This window comes from Amaricoccus sp. (assembly GCF_017995835.1).
Taxonomy (GTDB): Bacteria; Pseudomonadota; Alphaproteobacteria; order Rhodobacterales; family Rhodobacteraceae; genus Amaricoccus.
In genome coordinates, this window is record NZ_JAGOID010000042.1 from 1 (window position 1) to 25,144 (window position 25,144).

General features: G+C 69.2%; 24 protein-coding genes. 21 read left to right on the top strand and 3 right to left on the bottom strand.

Going from position 1 to position 25,144, the window contains the following annotated elements:
* Positions 1-33: 33 nt before the first annotated feature.
* The 20 genes from KBA23_RS08540 (at position 34) to KBA23_RS08635 (ending at position 20,119) form a co-directional block, all read left to right on the top strand.
* Positions 34-639 (top strand): NADH-quinone oxidoreductase subunit C, encoded by a 606-nt coding sequence (locus KBA23_RS08540; RefSeq protein ID WP_290739453.1) that lies wholly within the window; start codon positions 34-36, stop codon positions 637-639.
* A gap of 2 nt (positions 640-641) precedes the next feature.
* Positions 642-812, top strand: a complete 171-nt coding sequence (locus tag KBA23_RS08545) for a hypothetical protein (RefSeq protein WP_290739386.1) — start codon at positions 642-644, stop codon at positions 810-812.
* A 10-nt stretch (positions 813-822) separates the two neighbouring features.
* Positions 823-1,740 (top strand): sulfotransferase, encoded by a 918-nt coding sequence (locus KBA23_RS08550; protein ID WP_290739389.1) that lies wholly within the window; start codon positions 823-825, stop codon positions 1,738-1,740.
* 15 nt (positions 1,741-1,755) lie between these two features.
* Positions 1,756-2,967: an NADH-quinone oxidoreductase subunit D gene (locus KBA23_RS08555; RefSeq protein WP_290739392.1), complete on the top strand. Its 1,212-nt coding sequence runs from the start codon at positions 1,756-1,758 to the stop codon at positions 2,965-2,967.
* Positions 2,968-2,987: 20 nt separating this feature from the next.
* Entirely contained in the window at positions 2,988-4,037 is a 1,050-nt protein-coding gene (nuoE, locus tag KBA23_RS08560; protein ID WP_290739395.1) for an NADH-quinone oxidoreductase subunit NuoE, read from the top strand.
* Positions 4,038-4,093: 56 nt separating this feature from the next.
* Positions 4,094-5,389: an NADH-quinone oxidoreductase subunit NuoF gene (gene nuoF / locus KBA23_RS08565; RefSeq protein WP_290739407.1), complete on the top strand. Its 1,296-nt coding sequence runs from the start codon at positions 4,094-4,096 to the stop codon at positions 5,387-5,389.
* Between the two features lie 115 nt (positions 5,390-5,504).
* Complete coding sequence (locus KBA23_RS08570; RefSeq protein WP_290739409.1) at positions 5,505-5,987, top strand: DUF3291 domain-containing protein; 483 nt, start codon at positions 5,505-5,507, stop codon at positions 5,985-5,987.
* Between the two features lie 4 nt (positions 5,988-5,991).
* The gene (locus tag KBA23_RS08575) at positions 5,992-6,219 is read left to right on the top strand and encodes a hypothetical protein (protein WP_290739411.1); all 228 of its coding nucleotides are present in this window, start codon (positions 5,992-5,994) and stop codon (positions 6,217-6,219) included.
* A complete protein-coding gene (gene nuoG / locus KBA23_RS08580; RefSeq protein WP_290739413.1) occupies positions 6,216-8,234 on the top strand; it encodes an NADH-quinone oxidoreductase subunit NuoG in 2,019 nt (672 codons plus the stop codon). Before KBA23_RS08575 ends, nuoG begins: the two co-directional genes overlap by 4 nt.
* Before the next feature lie 3 nt (positions 8,235-8,237).
* Positions 8,238-9,275, top strand: coding sequence for an NADH-quinone oxidoreductase subunit NuoH (gene nuoH, locus KBA23_RS08585; protein WP_290739415.1), 1,038 nt, complete (start codon positions 8,238-8,240; stop codon positions 9,273-9,275).
* Entirely contained in the window at positions 9,275-9,769 is a 495-nt protein-coding gene (gene nuoI / locus KBA23_RS08590; protein ID WP_290739418.1) for an NADH-quinone oxidoreductase subunit NuoI, read from the top strand. Before nuoH ends, nuoI begins: the two co-directional genes overlap by 1 nt.
* 10 nt (positions 9,770-9,779) lie before the next feature.
* Positions 9,780-10,388: an NADH-quinone oxidoreductase subunit J gene (locus KBA23_RS08595; RefSeq protein ID WP_290739420.1), complete on the top strand. Its 609-nt coding sequence runs from the start codon at positions 9,780-9,782 to the stop codon at positions 10,386-10,388.
* 40 nt (positions 10,389-10,428) lie between these two features.
* On the top strand, positions 10,429-10,734 hold the full coding sequence (nuoK, locus tag KBA23_RS08600; RefSeq protein ID WP_290739422.1) for an NADH-quinone oxidoreductase subunit NuoK: 306 nt from the start codon (positions 10,429-10,431) through the stop codon (positions 10,732-10,734).
* A 6-nt stretch (positions 10,735-10,740) separates the two neighbouring features.
* Positions 10,741-12,888, top strand: coding sequence for an NADH-quinone oxidoreductase subunit L (gene nuoL / locus KBA23_RS08605; protein ID WP_290739424.1), 2,148 nt, complete (start codon positions 10,741-10,743; stop codon positions 12,886-12,888).
* A 1-nt stretch (position 12,889) separates the two neighbouring features.
* Positions 12,890-14,431 carry an NADH-quinone oxidoreductase subunit M gene (locus KBA23_RS08610; protein ID WP_290739426.1) on the top strand — a complete coding sequence of 514 codons (1,542 nt, stop codon included), beginning with the start codon at positions 12,890-12,892 and terminating at the stop codon, positions 14,429-14,431.
* Between the two features lie 10 nt (positions 14,432-14,441).
* The gene (gene nuoN / locus KBA23_RS08615) at positions 14,442-15,878 is read left to right on the top strand and encodes an NADH-quinone oxidoreductase subunit NuoN (protein WP_290739428.1); all 1,437 of its coding nucleotides are present in this window, start codon (positions 14,442-14,444) and stop codon (positions 15,876-15,878) included.
* 1 nt (position 15,879) lies between these two features.
* Positions 15,880-16,656 carry a biotin--[acetyl-CoA-carboxylase] ligase gene (locus KBA23_RS08620; protein ID WP_290739430.1) on the top strand — a complete coding sequence of 259 codons (777 nt, stop codon included), beginning with the start codon at positions 15,880-15,882 and terminating at the stop codon, positions 16,654-16,656.
* Positions 16,640-17,407, top strand: coding sequence for a type III pantothenate kinase (locus tag KBA23_RS08625; protein ID WP_290739433.1), 768 nt, complete (start codon positions 16,640-16,642; stop codon positions 17,405-17,407). Before KBA23_RS08620 ends, KBA23_RS08625 begins: the two co-directional genes overlap by 17 nt.
* A 9-nt stretch (positions 17,408-17,416) precedes the next feature.
* Entirely contained in the window at positions 17,417-19,087 is a 1,671-nt protein-coding gene (locus KBA23_RS08630) for a ribonuclease J (RefSeq protein WP_290739436.1), read from the top strand.
* 3 nt (positions 19,088-19,090) lie between these two features.
* A complete protein-coding gene (locus tag KBA23_RS08635) occupies positions 19,091-20,119 on the top strand; it encodes a Gfo/Idh/MocA family oxidoreductase (RefSeq protein WP_290739439.1) in 1,029 nt (342 codons plus the stop codon).
* 41 nt (positions 20,120-20,160) lie between these two features.
* Here the strand turns inward: KBA23_RS08635 and rpe are convergent, their stop codons facing one another.
* The gene (gene rpe, locus KBA23_RS08640; protein ID WP_290739441.1) at positions 20,161-20,835 is read right to left on the bottom strand and encodes a ribulose-phosphate 3-epimerase; all 675 of its coding nucleotides are present in this window, start codon (positions 20,833-20,835) and stop codon (positions 20,161-20,163) included.
* Positions 20,832-21,695 carry an NAD(P)-dependent oxidoreductase gene (locus KBA23_RS08645; protein ID WP_290739444.1) on the bottom strand — a complete coding sequence of 288 codons (864 nt, stop codon included), beginning with the start codon at positions 21,693-21,695 and terminating at the stop codon, positions 20,832-20,834. The genes rpe and KBA23_RS08645 overlap by 4 nt, the downstream gene beginning before the upstream one ends.
* A gap of 99 nt (positions 21,696-21,794) precedes the next feature.
* On the opposite strand from KBA23_RS08645, the gene KBA23_RS08650 reads away from it, so the two are divergent.
* Complete coding sequence (locus KBA23_RS08650) at positions 21,795-24,251, top strand: penicillin acylase family protein (protein WP_290739447.1); 2,457 nt, start codon at positions 21,795-21,797, stop codon at positions 24,249-24,251.
* 25 nt (positions 24,252-24,276) lie between these two features.
* On the opposite strand, the gene KBA23_RS08655 is transcribed toward KBA23_RS08650, so the two are convergent.
* Positions 24,277-24,840 (bottom strand): YSC84-related protein, encoded by a 564-nt coding sequence (locus KBA23_RS08655; protein WP_290739449.1) that lies wholly within the window; start codon positions 24,838-24,840, stop codon positions 24,277-24,279.
* Positions 24,841-25,144 lie beyond the last annotated feature (304 nt).

Below are 25,144 nucleotides of genomic sequence, written 5' to 3' on the forward strand. Positions count from 1 at the left end.
CGTGCGATGAGCGCCGCGGCGAGGCTCGAAGCCATCGAGACGGCGCTGGCGGAGCTTCAGGAGATCGTCCTGCTGAAGCGGCCCGACGCCGTCCTCGCGGGCGAGGTCAGTTTCGGCGAGTTGACGATGAGCGTCACGCCCGCGGGCATCCCCGACTTCCTGGAGTTCCTGCGGACCGACCATTCCTGCCGCTTCACCACGCTGATCGACGTCACCGCGGTGGACTGGCCCGATCGCGAGAAGCGGTTCGAGGTCGTCTATCACCTGCTCTCGATGTCGCTGAACGCGCGGGTTCGCGTGAAGGCGGCGGTCGCCGACGGCGAGATCGTGCCCTCGATCATCGGCGTCTACCCCTCGGCCGACTGGTACGAGCGGGAGGTGTTCGACATGTACGGGATCCTGTTCTCGGGCCATCCCGACCTGCGGCGGATCCTGACGGACTACGGCTTCCGCGGCCATCCGCTGCGCAAGGACTTCCCGACGACCGGCTATGTCGAGGTGCGCTACGACGAGGAGCAGAAGCGAGTCGTCTACGAGCCGGTGAAGCTCACCCAAGAATACCGGATGTTCGACTTCATGAGTCCGTGGGAGGGCGCGGAGTATATCCTGCCCGGCGACGAGAAGAAGGGCCCGCGCTGACCATGGAGTTCATCGTCTACCTGATCGGGATGGCGCTGGTCCTCGTTCCGATGTGGAAGCTGACCGGGCGGAGCGGGATCAATCCGGCTTGGTCGCTCGTCTGCCTGCTGCCGGCCGGCATCGTCGTCATGTTGTGGGTGCTCGCCTATCGCGACCCCGGCAGGGCGACCTGAGGGCCACGCCTTGCACATCGCTCCGGACCCACGCTTCGCCAGGCCACGGACCCTCTTCTTCGGGGTGGGCGCGCAGAAGGCAGCCACGTCGTGGCTCGACGCCTATCTGCGGACGCATCCCGAGATCTGCATGCCGGTCCGCAAGGAGCAGCACTACTGGTCGACGCTCGCCGACGTCGGAGGGCTCGACCGCGTCGGGCGGGCGCGAAAGAAGATCGCCAAGATCGAGGCGCGGCCCTTCTGGGGGCGGCTGACCCGTTCCGCGCGGCGGCGGCGGGTCGATCGCGCCTGGCGGCTTTCCGAGCGGATGCTGACCGACCGCAAGGGCGATCATGCGGCCTATGCCGACGTGCTGTTCCAGGCGTGGAAGGGCGAGCCCGTGGTCGGCGAGGTCACGCCGGCCTATGCGCTGCTCGACGCCGGAACCTTCGCGGAGATGGCGGGGCTCAACGCCGATACGCGCTTCGTCCTCATCATGCGCGACCCGGCGGCGCGACTGGTCTCGGGCGTCAACATGAACGTGCGCAAGGACCGGCCGAAGGACGGGAGCGACTTCTCGACGCGGCTCGCGGCGGCGCTGGCCGATCCGCAGGATGCGGGCGTGCTCCGATCGCGCTACGACCTGACAATCCAGCGGCTTGAGCGGGCGGCGCCGAGGGAGCGGATCTGTTACCTGTTCTTCGAGACGCTGTTCCGGCAGGAGGAGGTCGACCGGCTGGCCGACTTCCTAGGGGTGGCGCGCCGGCCGGCGGACTTCGGGAGCAAGGTCAACGCGGCCCGCTCCGGCGGGGCGAAGGCGAGCGCGGAGGAGATCGCGCAGGCGGTCGAGACGCTGGCGCCGGCCTATGAATTCGTGCGCGCCCGGTTCGGCGACGCGGTTCCGCCATCGTGGCGGCAGCCCGCGGCCGCGCTGGCGGCGGCGGTCTGAGACGGGGGCGGGACGATGGACGAGGCGACCCAGGGCCTGCTGAAGGACGAGCAGCGGATCCGCAATTTCAACATCAACTTCGGCCCGCAGCACCCGGCCGCGCACGGCGTTCTGCGGCTGGTGCTGGAGCTCGACGGCGAACTGGTGGAGCGCTGCGACCCGCATATCGGGCTCCTGCATCGCGGCACCGAGAAGCTGATGGAGAGCCGCACCTACCTTCAGAACCTGCCCTATCTCGACCGGCTCGACTATGTGGCGCCGATGAACCAGGAGCACGCTTGGTGCCTCGCGATCGAGAAGCTGACAGGCACGGAGATCCCGCGACGCGGCTCGCTGATCCGGGTGCTCTATTCCGAGATCGGCCGCATCCTGAACCATCTGCTCAACGTCACCACGCAGGCGATGGACGTCGGCGCGCTCACGCCGCCCCTCTGGGGCTTCGAGGAGCGCGAGAAGCTGATGATCTTCTACGAGCGCGCCTGCGGAGCGCGGCTCCACGCCGCCTATTTCCGGCCCGGCGGCGTGCATCAGGATCTGCCGCAGGACCTCGTCGACGACATCGGCAAATGGGCGCGCGAGTTCCCGCAGGTGCTGGACGACATCGAGGGCCTGCTGACCGAGAACCGCATCTTCAAGCAGCGCAACGTCGATATCGCGGTCGTCAGCGCCGAAGAGTGCCAGGCGCTCGGGTTCTCCGGGGTGATGGTGCGCGGCTCGGGGCTCGCCTGGGACCTGCGGCGGTCGCAGCCCTACGAGTGCTATGACGAGTTCGATTTCAAGATCCCGGTGGGGGTCAACGGCGACTGCTACGACCGGTATCTCATCCGCATGTGGGAGATGCGCGAGAGCACGAGGATCATCCTTCAGGCGATCGACAAGCTGAACCAGTGCAAGGGGCAGGAAGTGCTGGCCCGCGGCAAGCTGTCGCCGCCGAAGCGGGCCGAGATGAAGACCTCGATGGAGGCGCTCATCCATCACTTCAAGCTCTACACCGAGGGCTTCCATGTGCCCGCGGGCGAGGTCTACGCTGCGGTGGAGGCCCCCAAGGGCGAGTTCGGCGTCTACCTGGTCGCCGACGGCACCAACAAGCCGTGGAAGGTGAAGCTGCGCGCGCCCGGCTTCGCGCATCTCGCGGCCATGGACTTCGTCTGCCGGGGACACATGCTGGCGGACGTGTCGGCCGCGCTCGGCTCGCTCGACATCGTGTTCGGCGAGGTGGACCGGTGAACTGGGAGGGGTGCGCGTAGATGCTGCGCCGACTTTATCACGAGCAGCCCGAGAGATTCGCCTTCACGCCGGCGAACCTCGAATGGGCGCAGACGATCATCGCCAAGTATCCCGAGGGCCGGCAGGCGAGCGCGGTGATCCCGCTCCTGTGGCGCGCCCAGGAGCAGGAGGGCTGGGTCACCAGGCCTGCGATCGAGGAGATCGCGCGGATGCTCGGCATGGCCTATATCCGCGTGCTCGAGGTCGCGACCTTCTACTTCATGTTCCAGCTCCAGCCGGTCGGCTCGGTGGCGAACATCCAGATCTGCGGCACGACGACCTGCATGGTCTGCGGCTCGGGGAGCCTGATCGAGGTCTGCAAGCAGAGGATCGCGCCCCATCCGCACCAGTTGTCGCCTGACGGCAAGTTCAGCTGGGAGGAGGTCGAGTGCCTCGGCTCCTGTTCGAACGCGCCAATGGCCCAGATCGGCAAGGACTATTACGAGGACCTGACGGCCGAGAGCTTTGGCGCGATCCTCGACGCGCTGGCGCGGGGCGAGGTTCCGAGGCCGGGGCCGCAGAACGGGCGGTTCGCCTCCGAGCCGCTCGGGGGGAACATCCAGCCGGCCGGCGAGCGGGCCGAGGCGGCCAACGCTTCGGTGGCGCTGGCGCTCGCGCTCGGCGATACGGTGGCGCGCATCACCGGCGAGCCCATCCTCGCCCGGGCGGCGGCGGCTGCGCCGGCCGCTGCACCCAAGCCTGCGCCCGCGCCTGCGGCGGCGCTCGCGGAGGTTGAGCCGGCGCGACCGGCCGGGCTCGGGGCTCCGCGCGAGGGCGGGGCGGACGATCTCAAGCGGATCAAGGGCGTAGGGCCGAAGCTCGAGGCGGTGCTGCACGGGCTCGGCTACTACCATTTCGACCAGATCGCGGCATGGACGCCCGCCGAGGTCGCCTGGGTCGACGCGAACCTCGAAGGGTTCCACGGCCGGGTGACCCGCGACGACTGGGTCGATCAGGCACGCATCCTCGCCGGCGGCGGCAGCACGGAGTTCTCCGAGCGCGTCGATCGGGGCGAGGTCTACGACGAATGACCGGCGGCGCCCCGGAACGGGCGCCGGCGCGGGGGGACTGAGGGAAGGCGAGCACGATGCTGGCGGACAAGGACCGGATCTTCACCAATATCTACGGCATGTTCGACCGCAGCCTCGCGGGCGCGCGCAAGCGCGGCTGCTGGGACGGGACCGCCGAGATCCTCGCCCGCGGCCGGGACAAGATCGTCGAGGAGGTCAAGGCCTCGGGCCTGCGAGGTCGCGGCGGCGCGGGTTTCCCGACCGGCCTGAAATGGTCGTTCATGCCGAAGGGGAGCGACGGCCGGCCGCACTACCTCGTGGTCAACGCCGACGAATCCGAGCCCGCGACCTGCAAGGATCGCGAGATCATGCGCCACGATCCGCATACGCTGATCGAGGGTTGCCTGATCGCCAGCTTCGCCATGGGCGCGCACACGGCCTATATCTACCTGCGCGGCGAGTACATCCGCGAGCGCGAGGCGCTCCAGGCGGCGATCGACGAGTGCTATGACGCGGGGCTTCTCGGCCGCAACGCCTGCGGTTCGGGCTGGGATTTCGACCTCTACCTGCATCATGGCGCGGGCGCCTACATCTGCGGCGAGGAAACCGCGCTGCTCGAGAGCCTCGAGGGTCGCAAGGGCATGCCGCGGCTGAAGCCGCCGTTCCCGGCGAACGCCGGGCTCTATGGCTGCCCGACCACGGTGAACAACGTCGAGTCGATCGCGGTCACGCCGACGATCCTGCGCCGGGGCGCGGCGTGGTTCTCGGGCTTCGGGCGGCCGAACAACGTCGGCGTGAAGCTCTTCGGCCTGACCGGGCACGTCAACACGCCCTGCGTGGTCGAGGAGAGCATGTCGATCTCGATGAAGGAGCTCATCGAGAAGCACGGCGGCGGCATTCGCGGCGGCTGGAAGAACCTCAAGGCGATCATCCCGGGCGGCGCATCCTGCCCGATCCTGCCGGCGGAGCTCTGCGAGACCGCGATCATGGATTTCGACGGGATGCGGGAGCTGAAAAGCTCGTTCGGGACCGCCTGCATGATCGTGATGGACCAGCAGACCGACGTCATCAAGGCGATCTGGCGGCTGTCGGCCTTCTTCAAGCACGAGAGCTGCGGCCAGTGTACGCCGTGCCGCGAGGGCACGGGGTGGATGATGCGGGTGATGGAACGGCTGGTTACGGGCGACGCGGAGGTGGAGGAGATCGACATGCTCCTCGACGTGACCAAGCAGGTGGAGGGGCACACGATCTGCGCGCTTGGCGACGCGGCGGCATGGCCGATCCAGGGGCTGGTCCGCCACTTCCGGGGCGAGATCGAGGACCGGATCAGGGCGAAGCGGACGGGGCGGGTCAGCGCCGTTGCGGCGGAGTAGGAAGCCGTGCGATATCAAGGGTTAACGCGAGAAATCCCGATGCACGGCATATGCACGACCCATGCACGACCCGTATGCATGGCAATTTTGTCGGGTATGAGGGGTTAACGGCGCCATGCACCTCGCCCAGCTCAACGTCGGCAGGCTCGTCGCGGAGACCGACGACCCGCGCGTCGCCGAGTTCATGGCGGCGATCGACCGGGTGAACGGGCTCGGCAAGCGCATGCCGGGCTTTGTCTGGATGATGGAAGGCTCGGGCGAGCCGGGGACCGGGAACACCGAGACGAAGATCGACGGCGATCCGCGCCATGTCGCCAACCTGACGGTCTGGGAGAGCGTCGAGGCGCTGGAGGCCTTCGTCTGGAACACCGTGCATCGGCAGTTCCATGCGCGCCGGGCCGAGTGGTTCGAGCTGATGCCCGAGCGGCATCTCGTCATGTGGCGCGTGCCCGAAGGGCACAGGCCGACGCTCGACGAGGGGCTGGAGCGGCTCGCGCATCTGCGCGCGAACGGCGACAGCGAGGAAGCCTTCGGGTGGGAGTACGCGCGCGAGGCGCGGCTTTGGCGGACGCGCGCCTGCGCGGTGGCGGCGGAGTAGGACGATGGAAGCGACGACCACCGTGACCACGGAGTACGGCGGGATCGGGCTCATCCCGATCCTCGTCATCCTCGCCCTTGCCGTGATCCCCTACTGGAAGATCTGGTCGCGGACCGGGCATTCCGGCCTGTGGTCGATCCTGATGATCATCCCGGTTGCGAACCTGATCTCGCTCTGGGTGCTCGCCTTCAAGAATTGGCCGACGGTGGACGGCCGGGAGCCAAAGCCATGAGCGACCTGCGCAAGCTGATCGTCGACGACGTCGAGATCGAGGTTCCGCCCCAGATGACGCTCTTGCAGGCCTGCGAGGTCGCCGGGGTCGAGATTCCGCGCTTCTGCTACCATGAGCGGCTGAGCATCGCCGGCAACTGCCGGATGTGCCTCGTCGAGGTGGTGGGCGGCCCGCCCAAGCCGGCGGCGTCCTGCGCGATGCAGGTCAAGGATCTGCGCCCGGGGCCGGACGGGCAGCCGCCGCAGGTCAAGACCAACACGCCGATGGTCAAGAAGGCGCGGGAAGGGGTGATGGAGTTCCTGCTCATCAACCACCCGCTCGACTGCCCGATCTGCGACCAGGGCGGCGAATGCGACCTCCAGGACCAGGCGATGGCCTATGGCGTCGACTTCAGCCGCTATCGCGAGCCGAAGCGGGCGGCGATCGACATGGATCTCGGGCCGCTGGTCAAGACCGAGATGACGCGGTGCATCAGCTGCACGCGCTGCGTGCGGTTCATCACCGAGGTCGCCGGCGTGCCGGAGATGGGGCAGACGGGGCGCGGCGAGGACAGCGAGATCACGAGCTATCTCGGGCGGATGCTGACGAGCGAGATGCAGGGCAACGTCATCGACCTCTGTCCCGTCGGGGCGCTGACGTCGAAGCCCTACGCCTTCACGGCGCGACCGTGGGAGCTGACCAAGACCGAGTCGATCGACGTGATGGACGCGCTCGGGTCGAACATCCGCGTCGACGCCAAGGGGCGCGAGGTGATGCGGATCATGCCGCGCAACAACGACGGCGTGAACGAGGAATGGCTGGCCGATCGCTCGCGCTTCATCTGGGACGGGCTGAGGCGGCAGCGGCTGGACAAGCCCTATGTCCGCGAGGGCGGCAAGCTGCGACCCGCGACCTGGGCCGAGGCGTTCGCGGCGGTGAAGGCGGGCCTCGCCGGCAAGAGGGTCGCGGCGCTCGCGGGCGATCTCGCGCCGGTCGAGGCGATGTTCGCGCTGAAGCTCCTGACGGAGAAGCTCGGCGGCGTGACCGAGTGCCGGCTCGACGGGGCGCGGCTCCCGGCCGGGAACCGCTCGGGCTATGCCGGCACGGCCCGGATCGGCGACATCGACCACGCGAAGCGCATCCTGCTCGTCGGCGTCAACCCGCGCCACGACGCGCCGGTTCTGAACGCGCGGCTACGCAAGGCCTGGCTGGGCGGCGCAATGATCGCCTCGGTCGGTCAGCCGGCGGACCTGACCTATCCCGTCGACCACATCGGCACGGGGCGCAAGGCGCTCGCAGATCTGAACCGCGAGACGCTGACCGACGAGGAAAAGGCGACCCCGAGCCTGATCGTGCTCGGTGAAGGCGCTCTGACGTCGGACGACGGCGCGGCGGTGCTCGGCGAGGTCATGGCGCTCTGCGAGCTGACCGGCTCGAAGCTGCTGATCCTGCACACGGCGGCGAGTCGGGTGGGGGCGATGGACATCGGCTTCGTCGCCGAGGGCGGGCTGAAGGGCGCGCTCGAGGGCGCCGAGGCAGTCTATGCGCTCGGGGTGGACGAGATCGACATCCCGGCGGGTCCGTTCGTGGTCTATCAGGGCTCGCACGGCGACCGGGGGGCGCATCGGGCGGACGTGATCCTGCCGGGGGCGGCCTGGACCGAGGAGTCCGGCATCTTCGTCAACACCGAGGGCCGGCCGCAGATGGCGCTCCGCGCCGGTTTCCCGCCGGGGCAGGCGCGCGAGAACTGGGCGGTGCTGCGGGCGCTGTCGGCGGAACTCGGGGCCACGCTGCCCTTCGACAGCCTGATCGCGCTGCGCCAGCAGCTCTTCGCGGCGTTCCCGCATCTGGGGCACATCGAGGAAGTTCCGGAAAACCCGTGGACGCCCGTGGCCCGCGGCGATATGAGCGGGCAGGACTTCGGGGGGCCAGCGGTGGACCACTACCTCGCCAACCCGGTCCTGCGGGCCAGCACGGTCATGGCCGAGCTGTCGCGGCTCGCCGCGGGGCGGCATCATGCGATGGCGGCGGAGTAGGCGATGGACGGCTTTCTCGACACCGGCTTCGGCATCTTCCTGATCGTGCTGCTGCAATGCCTGGCGGTGACGGTCTTCATTCTCGTCTGCCTCGCCTTCCTGATGTACGCCGATCGCAAGATCTGGGCGGCGGTGCAGTTGCGCCGGGGGCCGAACGTGGTCGGGCCCTGGGGGCTGATGCAGTCCTTCGCCGACTTCCTGAAATACATCGTCAAGGAGATCGTCATCCCGGCCGGGGCCAACAAGCCCCTGTTCCTGCTGGCGCCGATGATCTCCTTCGTGCTGCCGGTGATCGTCTGGGCGGTGATCCCCTGGGCGCCCGGCTGGGTGATCTCCGACATGAATGTCGGGATCCTGTTCATCTTCGCCATCTCGTCGCTGCACGTCTACGCGATCATCATCGGCGGCTGGGCGTCGAACTCGAAGTATCCGTTCATGGGCGCGCTGCGCTCGGCGGCGCAGATGATCTCCTACGAGGTCTCGCTCGGCCTGATCATCGTCGGCGTGCTGATCTCGGCGGGGTCGCTGAACCTCAGCCGCATCGTCGAGGCGCAGGCCGGGGGCTGGGGGCTGTTCCACTGGTTCTGGCTGCCGCATCTGCCGATGGTGGTGCTGTTCTTCGTCTCGTCGCTCGCCGAGACCAACCGGCCGCCGTTCGACCTGCCGGAGGCGGAATCGGAGCTCGTGGCCGGGTATCAGGTCGAGTATTCCTCGACGCCGTTCCTGCTGTTCATGATCGGCGAGCTGATGAGCGTGTTCTTCATGTGCGCGCTGATCTCGGTCCTGTTCTTCGGCGGCTGGCTGTCGCCCATTCCGGGGCTGCCCGACGGGGCGATCTGGATGTTCGCCAAGATGGTGTTCTTCTTCTTCATCTTCGCGATGGTGAAGGCGATCGTGCCGCGCTACCGCTATGACCAGCTGATGCGGATCGGCTGGAAGGTGTTCCTGCCGATGTCGATCGGCTGGGTGGTTCTGGTCGGGTTCTTCGCGCAGTACGGCTGGTTCTGGGGCGCCTATCAGCGCTGGGCTATCGGAGGCTGATGATGGGCATCCCGTTCAACCGCGCCGTCTACTACTTTCTGCTCACCGACATCGCCATCGGCTTCAAGCTGGGGATCAAGTACTTCTTCAAGCCCAAGGCGACGATCAACTACCCGCACGAGAAGGGGCCGCTGTCGCCCCGGTTCCGGGGGGAGCACGCGCTCCGACGGTATGCGAACGGCGAGGAGCGGTGCATCGCCTGCAAGCTCTGCGAGGCGATCTGCCCGGCGCAGGCGATCACCATCGACGCGGAGCCCCGCGACGACGGCAGCCGACGGACGACGCGCTACGACATCGACATGACGAAGTGCATCTACTGCGGCTTCTGCCAGGAGGCCTGCCCGGTCGACGCCATCGTCGAGGGGCCGAATTTCGAGTTCTCGACCGAGAGCCGCGAGGAGCTGTTCTACACCAAGGAGAAGCTGCTCGCGAACGGGGATCGCTGGGAGGCCGAGATCTCCCGCAATCTCGAACTCGACGCGCCGTATCGCTGAGGGACAGCCCATGGCCACGTTCTCCTTCTACCTGTTCTCGATCGTGGCCGTCCTGTCCGGCTTCCTCGTGGTGTTCGCCCGCAGCCCGGTGCATTCGGTGCTGTGGCTGATCCTCGCCTTCTTCTCGGTGGCCGGGCTCTTCGTGCTGCTCGGCGCGGAGTTCGTGGCGATGCTGATGCTGATCGTCTATGTCGGCGCCGTTGCGGTGCTGTTCCTCTTCGTGGTGATGATGCTCGACGTCGACTTCGCGGCGCTGCGCGAGGGCATGGCGGCGTATCTGCCGGTGGGACTGCTGATCGGGGTGATCCTGCTGGTGCAGCTCGGCTTCGTCTTCGGGGCGTGGGAGACGACGGACATCGCGCTGGCGCAGCGGGCGGCGGTGACGCCCTCGCCGGCGGAGGTCGACAACACCGCGGCGCTCGGGGCGCTGCTCTACACGAAGTACATCTTCCTGTTCCAGGCGGCGGGGCTCGTGCTCCTCGTCGCGATGATCGGGGCGATCGTGCTGACGCATCGCAAGCGGGTCGGCGTGAAGCGGCAGGACGTGCTGACGCAGATGTACCGGGATCCGGCGCGGGCGGTGGAACTCAAGGACGTCAAGCCGGGGCAGGGGATATGAACCGCATCGGGGCGCGGCCGGCCAACGCAGGGAGCAGGGGATGATCGGGCTCGGGCACTACCTCACCGTCGCGGCGATCATGTTCGTGACCGGCATCTTCGGCATCTTCATCAACCGCAAGAACGTCATCATCATCCTGATGTCGATCGAGCTGATGCTGCTCGCGGTGAACCTCAACCTCGTGGCCTTCTCGGCGCATCTCGGCGACCTGGTCGGCCAGATCTTCACCCTGTTCGTGCTGACCGTCGCCGCCGCCGAGGCGGCGATTGGCCTTGCCATCCTCGTCTGCTTCTTCCGCAACACCGGAACGATCGCGGTCGAGGACATCAACGTGATGAAGGGCTGAGCGGCGATGACGACGATCATCCTCCTTGCGCCGCTCCTCGGCGCCCTCCTCTGCGGCTTCGGCTGGAAGTGGATGGGCGAGCAGGCGGCGACGTACCTCGCCACCGGCGTCCTGTTCCTGTGCTGCGTGCTGTCGTGGATCGTGTTCCTCGGCTTCGACGGGGTGGCGCGGCAGGTCCAGCTGTTCCCGTGGATCCAGTCCGGCTCGCTCGCGGTCGACTGGGGCGTCCGGCTCGACCGGCTGACCGCGATCATGCTGGTCGTCGTCACCACCGTGTCGTCGCTCGTGCACATGTACAGCCTGGGGTACATGGCCCATGACGAGAACTGGAAGCACGGCGAGAGCTACAAGCCGCGGTTCTTCGCCTATCTGTCGTTCTTCACCTTCGCCATGCTGGCGCTGGTGACGGCCGACAACCTGCTTCAGATGTTCTTCGGCTGGGAGGGCGTCGGCGTCGCGTCGTACCTGCTGATCGGATTCTACTACCGCAAGTCCTCGGCCAACGCCGCGGCGATCAAGGCCTTCGTCGTCAACCGTATCGGCGACTTCGGCTTCCTGCTCGGCATCTTCGCGGTCTACATGCTCGTCGACTCGATCTGGTTCGACGACATCTTCGCCGCCGCGCCGTCGATCGCGGTCTCCGAGTTCCGCTTCCTGTGGCGGGACTGGAACGCCGCCGAGGTGGTGTCGGTGCTGCTTTTCGTCGGCGCCATGGGCAAGTCGGCGCAGCTCTTCCTGCACACCTGGCTGCCGGACGCGATGGAGGGCCCGACCCCGGTCTCCGCGCTCATCCATGCCGCGACCATGGTGACGGCGGGCGTCTTCCTCGTCTGCCGGATGTCGCCGATCATCGAGTTCGCGCCGCACGCCAAGGATTTCATCGTCATCATCGGCGCGACGACGGCGTTCTTCGCGGCGACCGTCGGCCTCGTGCAGAACGACATCAAGCGGGTGATCGCCTATTCGACCTGCTCGCAGCTCGGCTACATGTTCGTGGCGGCAGGCGTCGGCGTCTATTCGGCGGCGATGTTCCACCTCTTCACGCACGCCTTCTTCAAGGCGCTTCTGTTCCTCGGCGCCGGCTCGGTCATCACCGCGATGCATCACGAGCAGGACATGCGCAACTACGGCGGGCTCAAGGACAAGATCCCGTTCACCTTCTGGACGATGATGATCGGCACGCTCGCCATCACCGGCGTCGGCATCCCGCTGACCTCGATCGGCTTCGCCGGCTTCCTGTCGAAGGACGCGATCGTGGAGAGCGCCTATGCCGGCGGCACCGGCGCGGCGAGCTTCGCCTTCGTGCTCCTGATCCTCTCGGCGGCGATGACGTCGTTCTATTCGTGGCGGCTGGTCTTCATGACCTTCTACGGCGCGCCGCGGGGCGACCATCACGCGCATGACCACGCGCACGAGAGCCCGCGCAGCATGCTGATCCCGCTCGCGGCGCTCGCGCTCGGCGCGGTGCTGGCCGGGATGATCTGGTACAAGCCGTTCTTCGGCGACCACAACTCGGTCAACGCCTTCTTCGGCATTCCGGCGCATGCCGAGGCGACCGAGGAGCACGCCGAGGCGGCGGCGGCCAACGAGGAGGCCGGGACGCATGCCGAGGAGGCCGCCGAGGCCCATGCGCTGACGCCGGCCGAGGGGGCCGAGGTCGCCGCGGCCGAGGACGAGGCGCCCGAGGTTCTGCCGCATGGCTGGGAGACCGGCGGCATCTTCATGGCGCAGGACAACCACGTCATGGACGACGCGCACCACTCGCCGGCCTGGGTCAAGGCGTCGCCCTTCGTCGCCATGCTGCTCGGGTTCGTGGTCGCGTACCAGTTCTACATCCGCAATCCGTCGCTGCCGGGGCGGCTCGCGAAGCAACAGTGGCCGCTCTACAACTTCCTCTACAACAAGTGGTACTTCGACGAGATCTACGACGTCGTCTTCGTCCGGCCGGCGTTCTGGATCGGCCGGCTGCTGTGGAAGAAGGGCGACGGGGCCACGATCGACGGCACGATCAACGGAGTCGCCATGGGGATCGTGCCGTGGGTGACGCGGCTCGCGGGGAGGGCGCAGTCGGGCTACGTCTTCCACTACGCCTTCGCCATGGTGCTGGGGCTCGTCGCGATCACGCTCTGGATGATGGTGCGGGGGAGCCACTGACATGGACAACCTGCTGTCGCTCGTCACCTTCCTGCCGCTGATCGGCGCGATCGTCCTGCTCGTCTTCCTTCGCGGAGACGACGAGCACGCGCAGAGGAACGCCAAGATGCTGGCGCTCGTCACCACGTCGGCGACGTTCCTGCTGTCGATCTTCGTCATGACCGGCTTCGACCCGTCGAACACCGGCTTCCAGTTCGTCGAGGAGAGCCCCTGGCTTGGCGGGCTCACCTACAAGCTCGGCGTCGACGGGCTGTCGGTGCTGTTCGTGATGCTGACGACGTTCCTGATGCCGATCACCATCGGCGCCTCGTGGCACGTGACCGACCGGGTCAAGGAATACATGATCGCGTTCCTGGTGCTCGAGACCTTCATGATCGGGGTCTTCGTCGCGCTCGATCTGGTGCTGTTCTACATCTTCTTCGAGGCTGGCCTGATCCCGATGTTCCTGATCATCGGCATCTGGGGCGGCAAGGAACGCATCTACGCGAGCTTCAAGTTCTTCCTCTACACCTTCCTCGGGTCGGTGCTGATGCTGGTCGCGATGATCGCCATGTGGATGCAGGCGGGCACCACCGACATCCCGACGCTGATGACCCACCAGTTCAGCTCGGACCCGATCACCGTGCTCGGGATCAACGTGGTCGGCGGGGTGCAGACGCTGCTCTTCATCGCGTTCTTCGCCTCCTTCGCGGTGAAGCTGCCGATGTGGCCGGTGCATACCTGGCTGCCCGACGCGCACGTGCAGGCGCCGACCGCGGGCTCGGTGGTGCTGGCGGCGATCCTGCTGAAGATGGGCGGCTACGGGTTCCTGCGCTTCTCGCTGCCGATGTTCCCGGTCGGGTCGGAGGTGATGCAGGACTTCGTGTTCGTCCTCTCGGCGATGGCGATCATCTACACGAGCCTCGTGGCGCTCGTGCAGGACGACATGAAGAAGCTGATCGCCTATTCGTCGGTCGCCCACATGGGCTTCGTGACCATGGGCATCTTCGCCTTCAACCAGCAGGGCGTCGACGGCGCGCTGTTCCAGATGATCAGCCACGGCTTCATCTCGGGGGCGCTCTTCCTCATCGTCGGGGTGATCTACGACCGGATGCACACGCGCGAGATCGCCGCCTATGGCGGCCTCGTGATCCGCATGCCGGCCTATGCGCTGATCTTCATGCTCTTCACCATGGGCAACGTCGGCCTGCCGGGGACGAGCGGCTTCGTCGGCGAGTTCCTGACGCTCGCGGGGGTCTATCAGGTCTCCACCTGGGTCGCGTTCTTCGCGGCCACGGGCGTGATCCTGTCGGCGGCGTATGCGCTCTATCTCTACCGGCGCGTGGTGTTCGGCGACCTGATCAAGGGCAGCCTCAAGACCATCCAGGACATGAGCCGGCGCGAGAAGCTGCTGTTTGCGCCGCTGGTCGCCGGCACGATCATCCTCGGCGTCTATCCCGCCGCCGTGCTCGACGTGGTCGGGCCCTCCGTCGCGGCGCTGGTCGAGGCGCAGCAGACCGCAGCGGCGGCCGCCGACACGGCCGTCGAACTCGCAGCCAACTGAGGAAGACGCGATGCTCGCAGAGAACCTCGCCGTCGTCGCCCCGGAGCTCCTGCTCGCGGTTCTCGCGATGGCCTTCCTCATGCTCGGCGCCTTTTCGTCCAGGGCGATGGACGGCCCCATCCTCTGGGGGGCGACGATCGTGCTCGCGGTCGTCGGCCTCTGGATCGGGTTCCAGCCGGAGGGGACGCGGACGGCCTTCGACGGCTCGTTCGTTTCGGACGGCTTTGCGCGCTTCTCCAAGGTGATGGTCCTCTTCGGCGCGGCGGCGACGCTGGCGCTGAGCCGCGACTACCTGCAAAAGAACGATCTGCTGAAGTACGAGTACCCGGTGCTCGCCATGCTCGCCGCCGTCGGGATGATGACGATGGTGTCGGCGCGCGACCTGATCGTGCTCTATCTCGGCCTGGAGTTGCAGTCGCTGGCGCTCTACGTCGTCGCCGCCTTCCGGCGCGACAGCCTGCGCTCGACCGAGGCGGGGCTGAAGTATTTCGTGCTCGGCGCGCTTTCGTCGGGCCTGCTCCTCTATGGCGCCTCGCTGACCTACGGGTATTCCGGCACGACCGCGTTCGCGGGGATCGGCGTCTCGCTCGAAGGCGGGCACGTGCCGCTCGGGCTCCTCTTCGGCCTCGTCTTCCTCGTGGCCGGCATGGCCTTCAAGGTCTCGGCCGTGCCGTTCCACATGTGGACGCCCGACGTCTACGAGGGCTCGCCGACCCCGGTGACGCTGTTCTTCGCCACCGCCCCCAAGGTGGCCGCGGCGGCGATGATCGCGCGCCTGCTCTACGACGCCTTCGGCGGGGCGACGGCCGACTGGCAGCAGATCCTGGTCTTCCTGTCGATCGCCTCGATGTTCCTCGGCGCGGTGGGAGGCATCGGCCAGCGCAACTTCAAGCGGCTGATGGCCTATTCCTCGATCAACCACATGGGCTTCGTGCTCATGGGTCTCGCGGCCGGCACCGAGCAGGGCGCGCAGGCGATGCTGATCTATCTGGCGATCTACGTGACCATGAACGTCGGTGCCTTCGCCTTCATCCTGAACATGGAGAAGGACGGCAAGCCGGTGACCGACCTCTATTCGCTCGGTCTCTACAGCCGGGTGGCGCCTGCCCGCGCCGCGGCGCTGGCGGTGCTGATGTTCTCGATGGCGGGCGTGCCGCCGCTCGTCGGCTTCTTCGGAAAGTTCTACGTGCTGACGGCGGCGGTCGACGCGGGGCTCGTCTGGCTCGCGATCGCGGGCGTCGTCGCCAGCGTCATCGCCGCCTACTACTATCTGCGCATCGTCTTCCTGATGTATTTCGGCGAGGCGGTCGACGGGCTCGACGGGCGGATGCCCGGGCTGCACTGGGGCTTCCTCGGGGCGTCCGCGCTCGCCATGCTGCTCGGGATCGTCAACCTCTTCGGGGTCGAGACGATCGCCGGCGCGGCGGCGATGACGTTGTTCCAGTAGCGTGTCCTGGCCCGACGGCTACGGCCGGAGCATTCACGACCGGCTCGACAGCACCAACGCCGAGGGTCTGCGCCGCGCGGCCGCGGGCGAGGCGGGGCCGGCCTGGATCCTTGCCCGCGCCCAGACGGCGGCGCGCGGGCGGCGCGGGCGGGCGTGGTCGATGCCGGAGGGGAACTTCGCGGCGAGCCTCCTGATGCTGCCGGGCGTCTCGCCGGCCGAGGCGGCGCTGAGGTCGTTCGTCGCGGCGCTGGCGCTGCACGACGCCTTCGCCGCGGCCGTCGGGCAGGCGGAGCGGTTCTCGCTGAAATGGCCGAACGACGTGCTGCTCGACGGCGGCAAGCTCGCGGGCATCCTGCTGGAGACGGGGGGGCGACCGCAGGGGCCGCTGGCGCTGGTCATCGGCTTCGGGGTGAACCTCGTCGCCACGCCCGGGGCGGCGGAGCTCGAGCCCGGGGCCGTGGCGACGACGACGCTGGCGGCGGCGGGGCCGGCGCCCGAGCCCGTGGCGTTCCTCGCGCTGCTGGCGGCGGCCTACGCGCGGTGGGAGACGCTGTTCCGCACCGAGGGGTTCGCGCCGGTGCGGGACGCCTGGCTCGCCCGCGCCGCGCGCCTCGGCGAAACGGTGACGGCCCGGCTGCCCGGCCGCGTCGTCGAGGGACGCTTCGAGACCATCGACGCGAGCGGCGCGCTGATCCTCGCGACGGAGACCGGCCGGGTCCGCCTGCCCGCCGCCGACGTGCACTTTCCCGGGGAGCCTACCGATGCTTCTCGCGATTGACGTCGGCAACACCAACACCGTGTTCGCGCTGCATGACGGGCGCTCGACCATCGCCGAATGGCGCTGCCGCACCGAGCGCCAGCGGACAGCGGATGAGTATTTCGTCTGGCTGTCGCAGCTCATGGAGAACGCCGGCCACAAGCTCGAGGTGGGCTCGGTCGTCATCTCGTCGGTGGTGCCGCAGGTGGTGCTCAACCTCAGGATCCTGTCCGACCGGTACTTCAACACCCGCCCCAAGGTCGTCGGCAAGCCGGAGGTCAAGCTCGGCGTGCCCGTGCGGGTCGATCCGACGGCCCAGGTCGGCGCCGACCGCCTCGTCAACACCGTCGGCGCCTACGACCGCTATGGCGGCAACCTGATCGTCGTCGACTTCGGCACCGCGACGACCCTCGACGTGGTGGACCACGACGGCGCCTATGTCGGCGGCGTGATCGCCCCCGGCGTCAACCTGTCGCTCAAGGCGCTGCACGACGCGGCCGCCGCGCTGCCCTTCATCGACGTCACCCGCCCGGAGCGGGTCGTCGGCACCAACACCGTCGCCTGCATGCAGTCCGGCATCTTCTGGGGTTACATCGGGTTGATCGAGGGCCTGTGCGCCCGTATCCGCGAGGAGCGCGGGGTTCCGATGAAGGTGATCGGAACCGGGGGGCTGTCCACGCTGTTCGCCCAGGCCACCGACGTCTTGCAGATCATCGATTCCGACCTGACCATTCACGGCCTCGTACTGATCGACGCCCTCAACAAGGAGTAGGGAAGCCTCATGGCGAAACCCGACCGGCTCATCTACCTGCCCCTCGGCGGGGCGGGCGAGATCGGCATGAACATGTATGTCTACGGCTTCGGTCCCGAGGGGAGCGAGCGGCTGATCCTCGTCGATGCGGGCGTGACCTTCCCGACCATGGAGAACGCGCCGGGCGTCGATCTCATCATGGCCGACCCGTCCTGGGTGCAGGCGCGCGCCGACAGGCTGGAGGGCGTGTTCATCACCCACGCCCACGAGGACCACGTCGGCGCGCTCGGCGTCCTGTTCCACCGCTTGCAGGCGCCGGTCTTCGCCCGCCGTTTCACCACGGCGATCGCCCAGAACAAGATGGAGCGCGCCGGCCAGGACACGGCCATGGTCCACCAGACGCAGGCCTGGCCGCACATGGTCCATGCCGGGCCGTTTCGGGTCGGGTTCGTTCCGATCGCGCATTCCGTCCCGGAGTGCTCGGCGCTGCTGATCGAGACGCCGCTCGGACGCATCATGCACACGGCGGATTTCAAGGTCGACCGCACGCCCGTGGTGGGCGAGCCCTTCGACGACGAGACCTTCCGCGCCATCGGCGATCTCGGCGTCCTTGCCATGACCTGCGATTCCACCAACGTCTTCCAGCCGCATCCCGGGCGGTCGGAGGCGACGCTGGCCGCGCCGATCCGGGCGCTGATGGCCGAGGCGGAGGGGATGGTGGTCGCGACCACCTTCGCCTCCAACGTGGCGCGCCTCAAGACCCTCGCCGAGGCGGGCCGCGACGCGGGCCGCAAGATCATCGTGCTCGGCCGCGCGATGAACACGATGCTGAAGACGGCGCGCACGGCGGAGGTTCTAGACAGCTTCCCCGAGACGATCGACCCGCTCGACGCCGACACCGTGCCGCGCGACCGGCTGCTGGTTCTCGCCACCGGGAGCCAGGGCGAGCGCCGCGCCGCGACCGCGCAGCTCGCCTCGGGCCGCTTCATGGGCCTCGAGCTCCGGCCCGGCGACACCTATCTCTTCTCGTCCAAGACCATCCCCGGGAACGAGGTCGCCGTGGCGCGGATCCTCAACGCGCTCTCCGAGCGCGGGGTGCGGGCGATCGAGGACGACGGCCGCTATCACGTCTCCGGCCATCCGAACCGGCCCGACCTGACGCTGATGCACGATCTGGTGCGTCCGGGCGTGGTGGTGCCGATGCATGGCGAGCACCGGCATCTCTCGATCCATGCCGAGCTTGCGCGCGAGCTCGGCCGTCCGGCGGTGGTCGCCCCGAACGGCGCGATGGTCGCGCTCGCTCCCGGCGCGCCGCGGATCGTCGAGCAGGTGGAGACCGGCCGGCTCTATCTCGACGGCACGCAGCTGATCGGGGCGATGGACGGCATCATCCGCGACCGCCTGCGCATGGCCATCCGCGGCCACGTCACCGTCTCGATCCTGATCGACGAAGCGGGCAAGCCGCTTGGCGGGACCTGGGTCGAGACGGTCGGCCTCGCCGACGCCCCGCGCCTGCGCGACGGTCTCGCCGGCACGATCGAGGCCGACATCGACCGCAACCTCGCCCGGATGAAGCCGCGCGATCTCGCCGACGACGACCCGGTGGAGCAGGTCGCCACGCGCGCGGTCTCGCGCATCTGCAACGACACCATCGGCAAGAAGCCGTTCTGCACGGTGATGATCAGTCGCCTGGAGCCCTGAGCCATGGGCCGGCTGCGCCTCGCCATCGTCGGGCTGGGGATGGCGGTCACGCCGCACGCGAAGGGCCTGCTCGACCTCGCCAGCGAGGTCGAGGTCGTGGCCGCCTTCAGCCCGAGCGCGGCGCGGCGCGCGGGCTTCGCGGCGCGGTTTCCGTTTCCGACCTGCGACAGCCTCGATGCGATCCTCGACGATCCACGCATCGAGGCGGTGGCGGTGTTCACGCCGCCGAGCACGCATGGCGAGATCGGCCTCGCCTGCGCGGCCGCAGGCAAGCACGTGCTGATGGAGAAGCCCCTCGAGGTCGGCACGGCCCGGGCGGAGGCGCTGGTGCGGGGGTGCCGGCAGGCCGGCGTGCGGCTGGGGGTGGTGTTGCAGCACCGGTTCCGGCCGGCGGGACAGCGGCTCGCCGAGATGCTCGCCGCCGACGCGCTCGGACGGATCGTCGGCTGTTCGGTGACGATCCGGCTGTGGCGGTCGCAAACCTACTACGACGAACCCGGCCGGGGCACGCTGGCCCGCGACGGCGGCGGCGTGCTGATGACGCAGGGCATCCACACGCTCGACCTGATGCTGAGCCTCGCCGGGCCGGTCGAGACGGTGACGGGCTTCGTCACGACGACGCCGCTGCACCGGATGGAGACCGAGGACATGGTCGCCGTCGCCGTCCGCTTCGCCAGCGGGGCGATCGGCACGATCGAGGCGACGACGGCGAGCTTTCCGGGCTTTCCCGAGGAGATCGCGCTGGTCTGCGAGCGGGGCACGGCGCGCCTGCGCGGGGCCGAACTGCTGGTGCAGCACCAGGACGGGCGCCGCGAAGCGATCGCCCCCGACGGCAGCGCCGGCGGCGCCGGCGCCGATCCGATGGCGTTCCCGCACGACCATCACCGCGCGGTCATGGCCGATTTCGTCGCCGCCATCCGCGAGGGCCGTGACCCGAAGGTGACGGGCGAGGAGGCGCTGAAGGTTCACCGGCTGATCGATGCGCTTATCGCGACGGGCCGCGAGGGCAGGCCGGTCGCCGTGGCCGGGTGAGGCGCAGCGTCGGTCCGGGCGGATTCGGGGGCGCTCCGGGATCAGGCCGGGCGCAGCGCCGCGATGTTGCCGGCATAGGCCGCGGGGCCTCCGGCGAAGACCGCGGAGCCGGCGACGAGGACGTCGGCGCCCGCCTCGACGCAGAGGGGCGCCGTCTTCGGGGCGACGCCGCCGTCGACCTGCAACCGGATCGGCCGGTCCCCGATCCAGCCGCGGAGCTTGCGCAGCTTGGGGAGTTGCGAGGCGAGGAACGACTGGCCGCCGAAGCCGGGGTTCACGGTCATGACGAGGATCAGGTCGACCCGGTCGAGCACGTACTCGACCGCCTCGGGGGGCGTGGAGGGCGTCAGCGAGACGCCGGCGAGGCAACCGAGGTCGCGGATCGCGGCGAGCGAGCGATCGAGGTGCGGCGACGCCTCGGCGTGGACGGTGATGAGGTCCGCCCCGGCCTCGGCGAAGGCGGCGAGGTAAGGGTCGGCCGGGGCGATCATCAGGTGGACGTCCATCAGCGTGCGGACGAAGGGGCGGATCGCCCTGACCACGAGCGGGCCGAAGGTGAGGTTCGGCACGAAATGCCCGTCCATCACGTCGACATGGACCCAGTCGGCGCCGGCGTCCTCGATGGCCCGGACTTCCTCGCCCAGCCGCGCGAAGTCGGCGGAGAGGATGGAGGGGGCGATCTTTACCCCCGGCGCGAGCGCGGCGGGCGGGATCATGCGAGCCGCCGGATCAGGCTCGAGGTATCCCAGCGGCCGCCGCTCATCGCCTGCACGTCCTTGTAGAACTGGTCGATCAGCGCCGTCGCCGGCAGGCTCGCGCCGTTGGCGTTCGCCTCGTCGAGGCAGATGCCGAGGTCCTTGCGCATCCAGTCCACGGCGAAGCCGAAGTCGAACCTGTCGGCAAGCATGGTCTTGCCGCGGTTGTCCATCTGCCACGACCCGGCGGCGCCCTTGGAGATCACGTCGAGCACCGCCTCGCCGTCGAGCCCGGCCCTGCGGGCGAAGGCAAGGCCCTCGCTGAGGCCCTGCAGGACGCCCGCGATGCAGATCTGGTTGACCATCTTGGTGAGCTGCCCGGCCCCGACCCCGCCCATGCGCCGGCAGGCGCGGGCATAGGCGAGGACCACCGGCACGACGCGGGCATAGGCGGCCTCGTCGCCGCCGCACATCACCGTGAGCGCGCCGTTCTCGGCGCCGGCCTGTCCGCCGGAGACCGGGGCGTCGACGAAGGCCGCGCCGACGGCCTCGGCCGTGGCGGCGAGTTCGCGCGTGACCTTTGCCGATGCGGTGGTGTGATCGACGAAGACGGCGCCGCGCGCCAGCCCGGAGAATGCGCCGCCCTCGCCGACGGTCACGCTGCGCAGGTCGTCGTCGTTGCCGACGCAGGCGAAGACGATCTCCGCGCCGCTGGCCGCTTCGGCCGGCGTCGGCGCCGACCGGCCGCCGTGCCTGCCGACCCAGGTTGCGGCGCGGGCCGGGGTGCGGTTGTAGACCGTCACCTCGTGCCCCTTTGCCGCGAGGTGGCCCGCCATGGGAAAGCCCATGACCCCGAGGCCGATGAATGCGACGCGCGCCATGGTGATCCCCCGAGTGGTCCTCGTCCGTTGTCAGCCCCCTGATGGCCTGCTATCCCGGACCGGTCAAGCGGACGGACGGCCAGGAGGCGGCGCGCGCGGATGGCGTTTCTGTTCCGGTGGCTGATGCGCGCCGTCGTCGTGATGGCCGTGCTGGCCGGCCTCGCGCTCGGCCTCGGCTACTACCTCGCGAGCCGGTCCCTGCCGGATTACGGGCGCAACCTGAGCCTCGCCGGGCTGCGCCAGCCGGTCGAGATCGTGCGCGACCGCAACGCCGTGCCGCACATCCTCGCCCGCGACGACCACGATGCTTTTTTCGCGCTCGGCCTCGTCCACGCCCAGGACCGGCTCTGGCAGATGACGATGATGCGGCGGACGGCGCAGGGGCGGCTCTCGGAGCTTTTCGGGGCGGATACGCTGGAGATCGACCGGCTGATGCGGGCGCTCGATCTCTATCCGCTGGCCCAGTCCTCGGTCGCGGCGCAGGACGCGGACACGATGGCGGCGCTCGACGCCTATGCCGCGGGGGTGAACGCGTGGCTCGGCGTGGTGCAGGCCGAGGCGCTCGGCCGTGGCGCGCCGGAGTTCTTCCTGTTCGACGCCCAGATCGCGCCCTGGACCCCGGCGGATTCGCTGGCGATCCTGAAGCTGATGGCGCTGCAACTGACCGACAAGGCGGCGCGCGAGACGCTGCGGGCGCAGCTTCTCGTCACGGTTCCGGCGGAGCGGGTGCGCGACCTGATGCCGGATTCGCCCAATCCGCCGCTGCTCGGCCTGCCGGATTTCGGCGCGGCGCTGGCGCCCCGGTCGGCGCGGCATGCGGGCCTGCGCCACCCGCTCGACCCCACGGCGCCGGTCGGCGCGGCAGGGGCCTCGAACGCCTTTGCCGCCGCGCCGGCGCGCACGGCCGGGGGCGCGCCGCTCCTCGCCACCGATCCGCATCTGGGGCTGACCGCGCCCTCGATCTGGATGCTGGCGCGGATCGACCTCGCCTCCGGGCCGGTGATCGGCGGCACCATCCCGGGGATGCCGCTGGTGCTGATCGGGCGCAATCCCGATCTCGGCTGGGGGCTGACCTCGAGCTATCTCGACGACCAGGACGTCTATGTGGAGCGCGTGGATCCGCAGGATCCGACCCGCTACCTGACGCCCGGGGGCTGGGCGGCCTTCGTCGAGCGCCGGGTCCTGATCGGGGTGAAGGACGCGGACCCCGTCGCCGAGACGCTGCGCTGGACGCGGCACGGGCCGGTGCTCCCGCCCGGGGCCTTCGGCGTCGGCGCGGTGACGCCGCCCGGCCATGTGGCGAGCCTTGCCTGGACGGCGCTGACGGCGGAGGACCGTTCGATGAGCGCCGGCCTCGCGCTGATGCGGGCGGGCTCGGTGCGCGCCGCGCGGGCGGCGGCGCGGAACTTCGTGGCGCCGTCGCAGATGCTGACGCTGGCCGACCGCGAGGAGATCGCGTTGCAGATGGCCGGCGCCGCGCCGGCGCGGGATCCGTCGAGCGCCAGTCAGGGGGCGATCCCCGCGGCGGGCTGGCTCGCCGCCAACGACTGGCGGGGGATTCGACCCTTCGAGGCCAACCCATGGGTGCTCGACCCGCCGGGCGGCCTCGTCGTCAACACCAACAACAAGCTGACGGATGCGCCCTTTCCCGACCACCTGAGCTTCGACTGGGGCGACAGCCACCGGATCATCCGGGCGGAGCGGCTCCTGAACGCGCGGGCGTACCACACGCGCGACAGCTTCATCGAGATCCAGACCGATACGGTTTCCGAGGCGGCGCGCACGCTGCTGCCGCTGATCGCCCGCGACCTCTGGTACAGTGGCGAGCCGGCGGCGGTAGGGACTGCGGAGCGGCGGCGGCAGGCGGCGCTGGAGCGGCTGGCGAACTGGACCGGCGAGATGTCGGAGCACACGCCCGAGCCGCTGGTCTATGCCGCCTGGGTCCGGGCGCTGCAGCGGCGGCTGATCGTCGACGAGCTCGGGGCGCTGGCCGACAGCCTGCCGGCGCCGGATCCGGTGTTCCTCGAACGGGTGTTCCGCGACGCGGACGGCGCGGCCGCCTGGTGCGACGTGGTGCAGACCACCGCGGCGGAGTCCTGCGCCGACACGGCGCGGCTCGCGCTCGACGAGGCGCTGATCGAGCTCGAGGCGAGCTACGGCGCGCGGATGGAAAGCTGGCGCTGGGGCGACGCGCACCAGGCCCTGCATCGGCACCAGACGCTCGGCGAGGTTCCGGTGCTGCGCTATCTCGCCAACATCCGGCAGTCGACGCCGGGGGGAGACCATACGCTGTTGCGCGGCCTCGCGCCCGGCTACGGGCCTGAGCCCTACCTGAACCAGCATGCCGCCGGGCTCCGGGCCGTCTATGACTTCTCCGATCCGGACGCGAGCGTGTTCGTCATCGCCACGGGCGAGAGCGGACACCTGCTGTCGCGCCACTACGACGACCTCTCGGCCCTGTGGCGGCGGTCCGAATACGTGCCGATGTCGCTCGATCCCGCCCTCGCGCGGGCGGGCGCCGTCGGGGTGACGACGCTGGTCCCCGCGGGCGGGTGAAGGGGTCGCCCCCGGCCGGTGCGCGCTAGCGGTAGATGCGGCTGTATTTCGCCCCGGCGAAGCTCGCGTCGGCGAGGAGGCCGCGCTGGGCGTAGACGACTTCGACGATCGGGCGGTTGAAGCTCGCGGTGTTGAGGCTGCCCGCGGCCCCGTCGGTGTTGACCACCACGGCGGCGTCGACGCCGAGGGTCCAGCCGTCGGCGAGGCGGAATTCCTGCAACGCCTCGGGCGTCAGGAAATAGAGCGCCTGGTTGTAGGCCTGGGCGCCGAAGATGAAGCCTACCGAGACCGCGCTCAGCGAGAAATAGTCGACGGTCACCCCGTTGATCCGCAGCGCGCCCTCGCCATAGGCCCCGCCGGCGAAGAAGCCGAGCTCGGTGATGTTGGGGATGACGAGCAGGCCCTGCGCCCGCGACGCCAACTGCTCGGACCCGGAAACGGTCGCGTAGAGTTCGGCGATGGCCGCGTCCACCGCGGCGTCGATGCGGGCGCCGGCGCTGCCCTGGAGGCTCGCCGGCCGGGTGGTGCAGGCGGCGACGCCGCCGGCCGCGGCCACGGACAGCAATCCGCGTCGGGTCCAGGAGGGCATGGACTAACTCCTTCTCTGCTCGCCCATCGGGCCCGACGGTGTCGCGCCCGATCCTGCCGGTCTCGACGCCGGCATTTTCCGCATCGAACCTAGCACATCCGGCGCGCCGTCGCCAAGCGCCGCCCGGGATCCCGACAAGGCTATCGCATTTGGCCGATGACGGAGCGGCGAAGGCGTCTGATCAGCGACAACCATCGTGTCCGGCGCCGACAACTAGGTTGGCCGCCGGCTCCAGCCGGAGGGCGGGCGTAGCCCGTCCGGAGGCTGGAGCCGGCGGCGCGATCGTCCCCCTTGGGGGTGATGG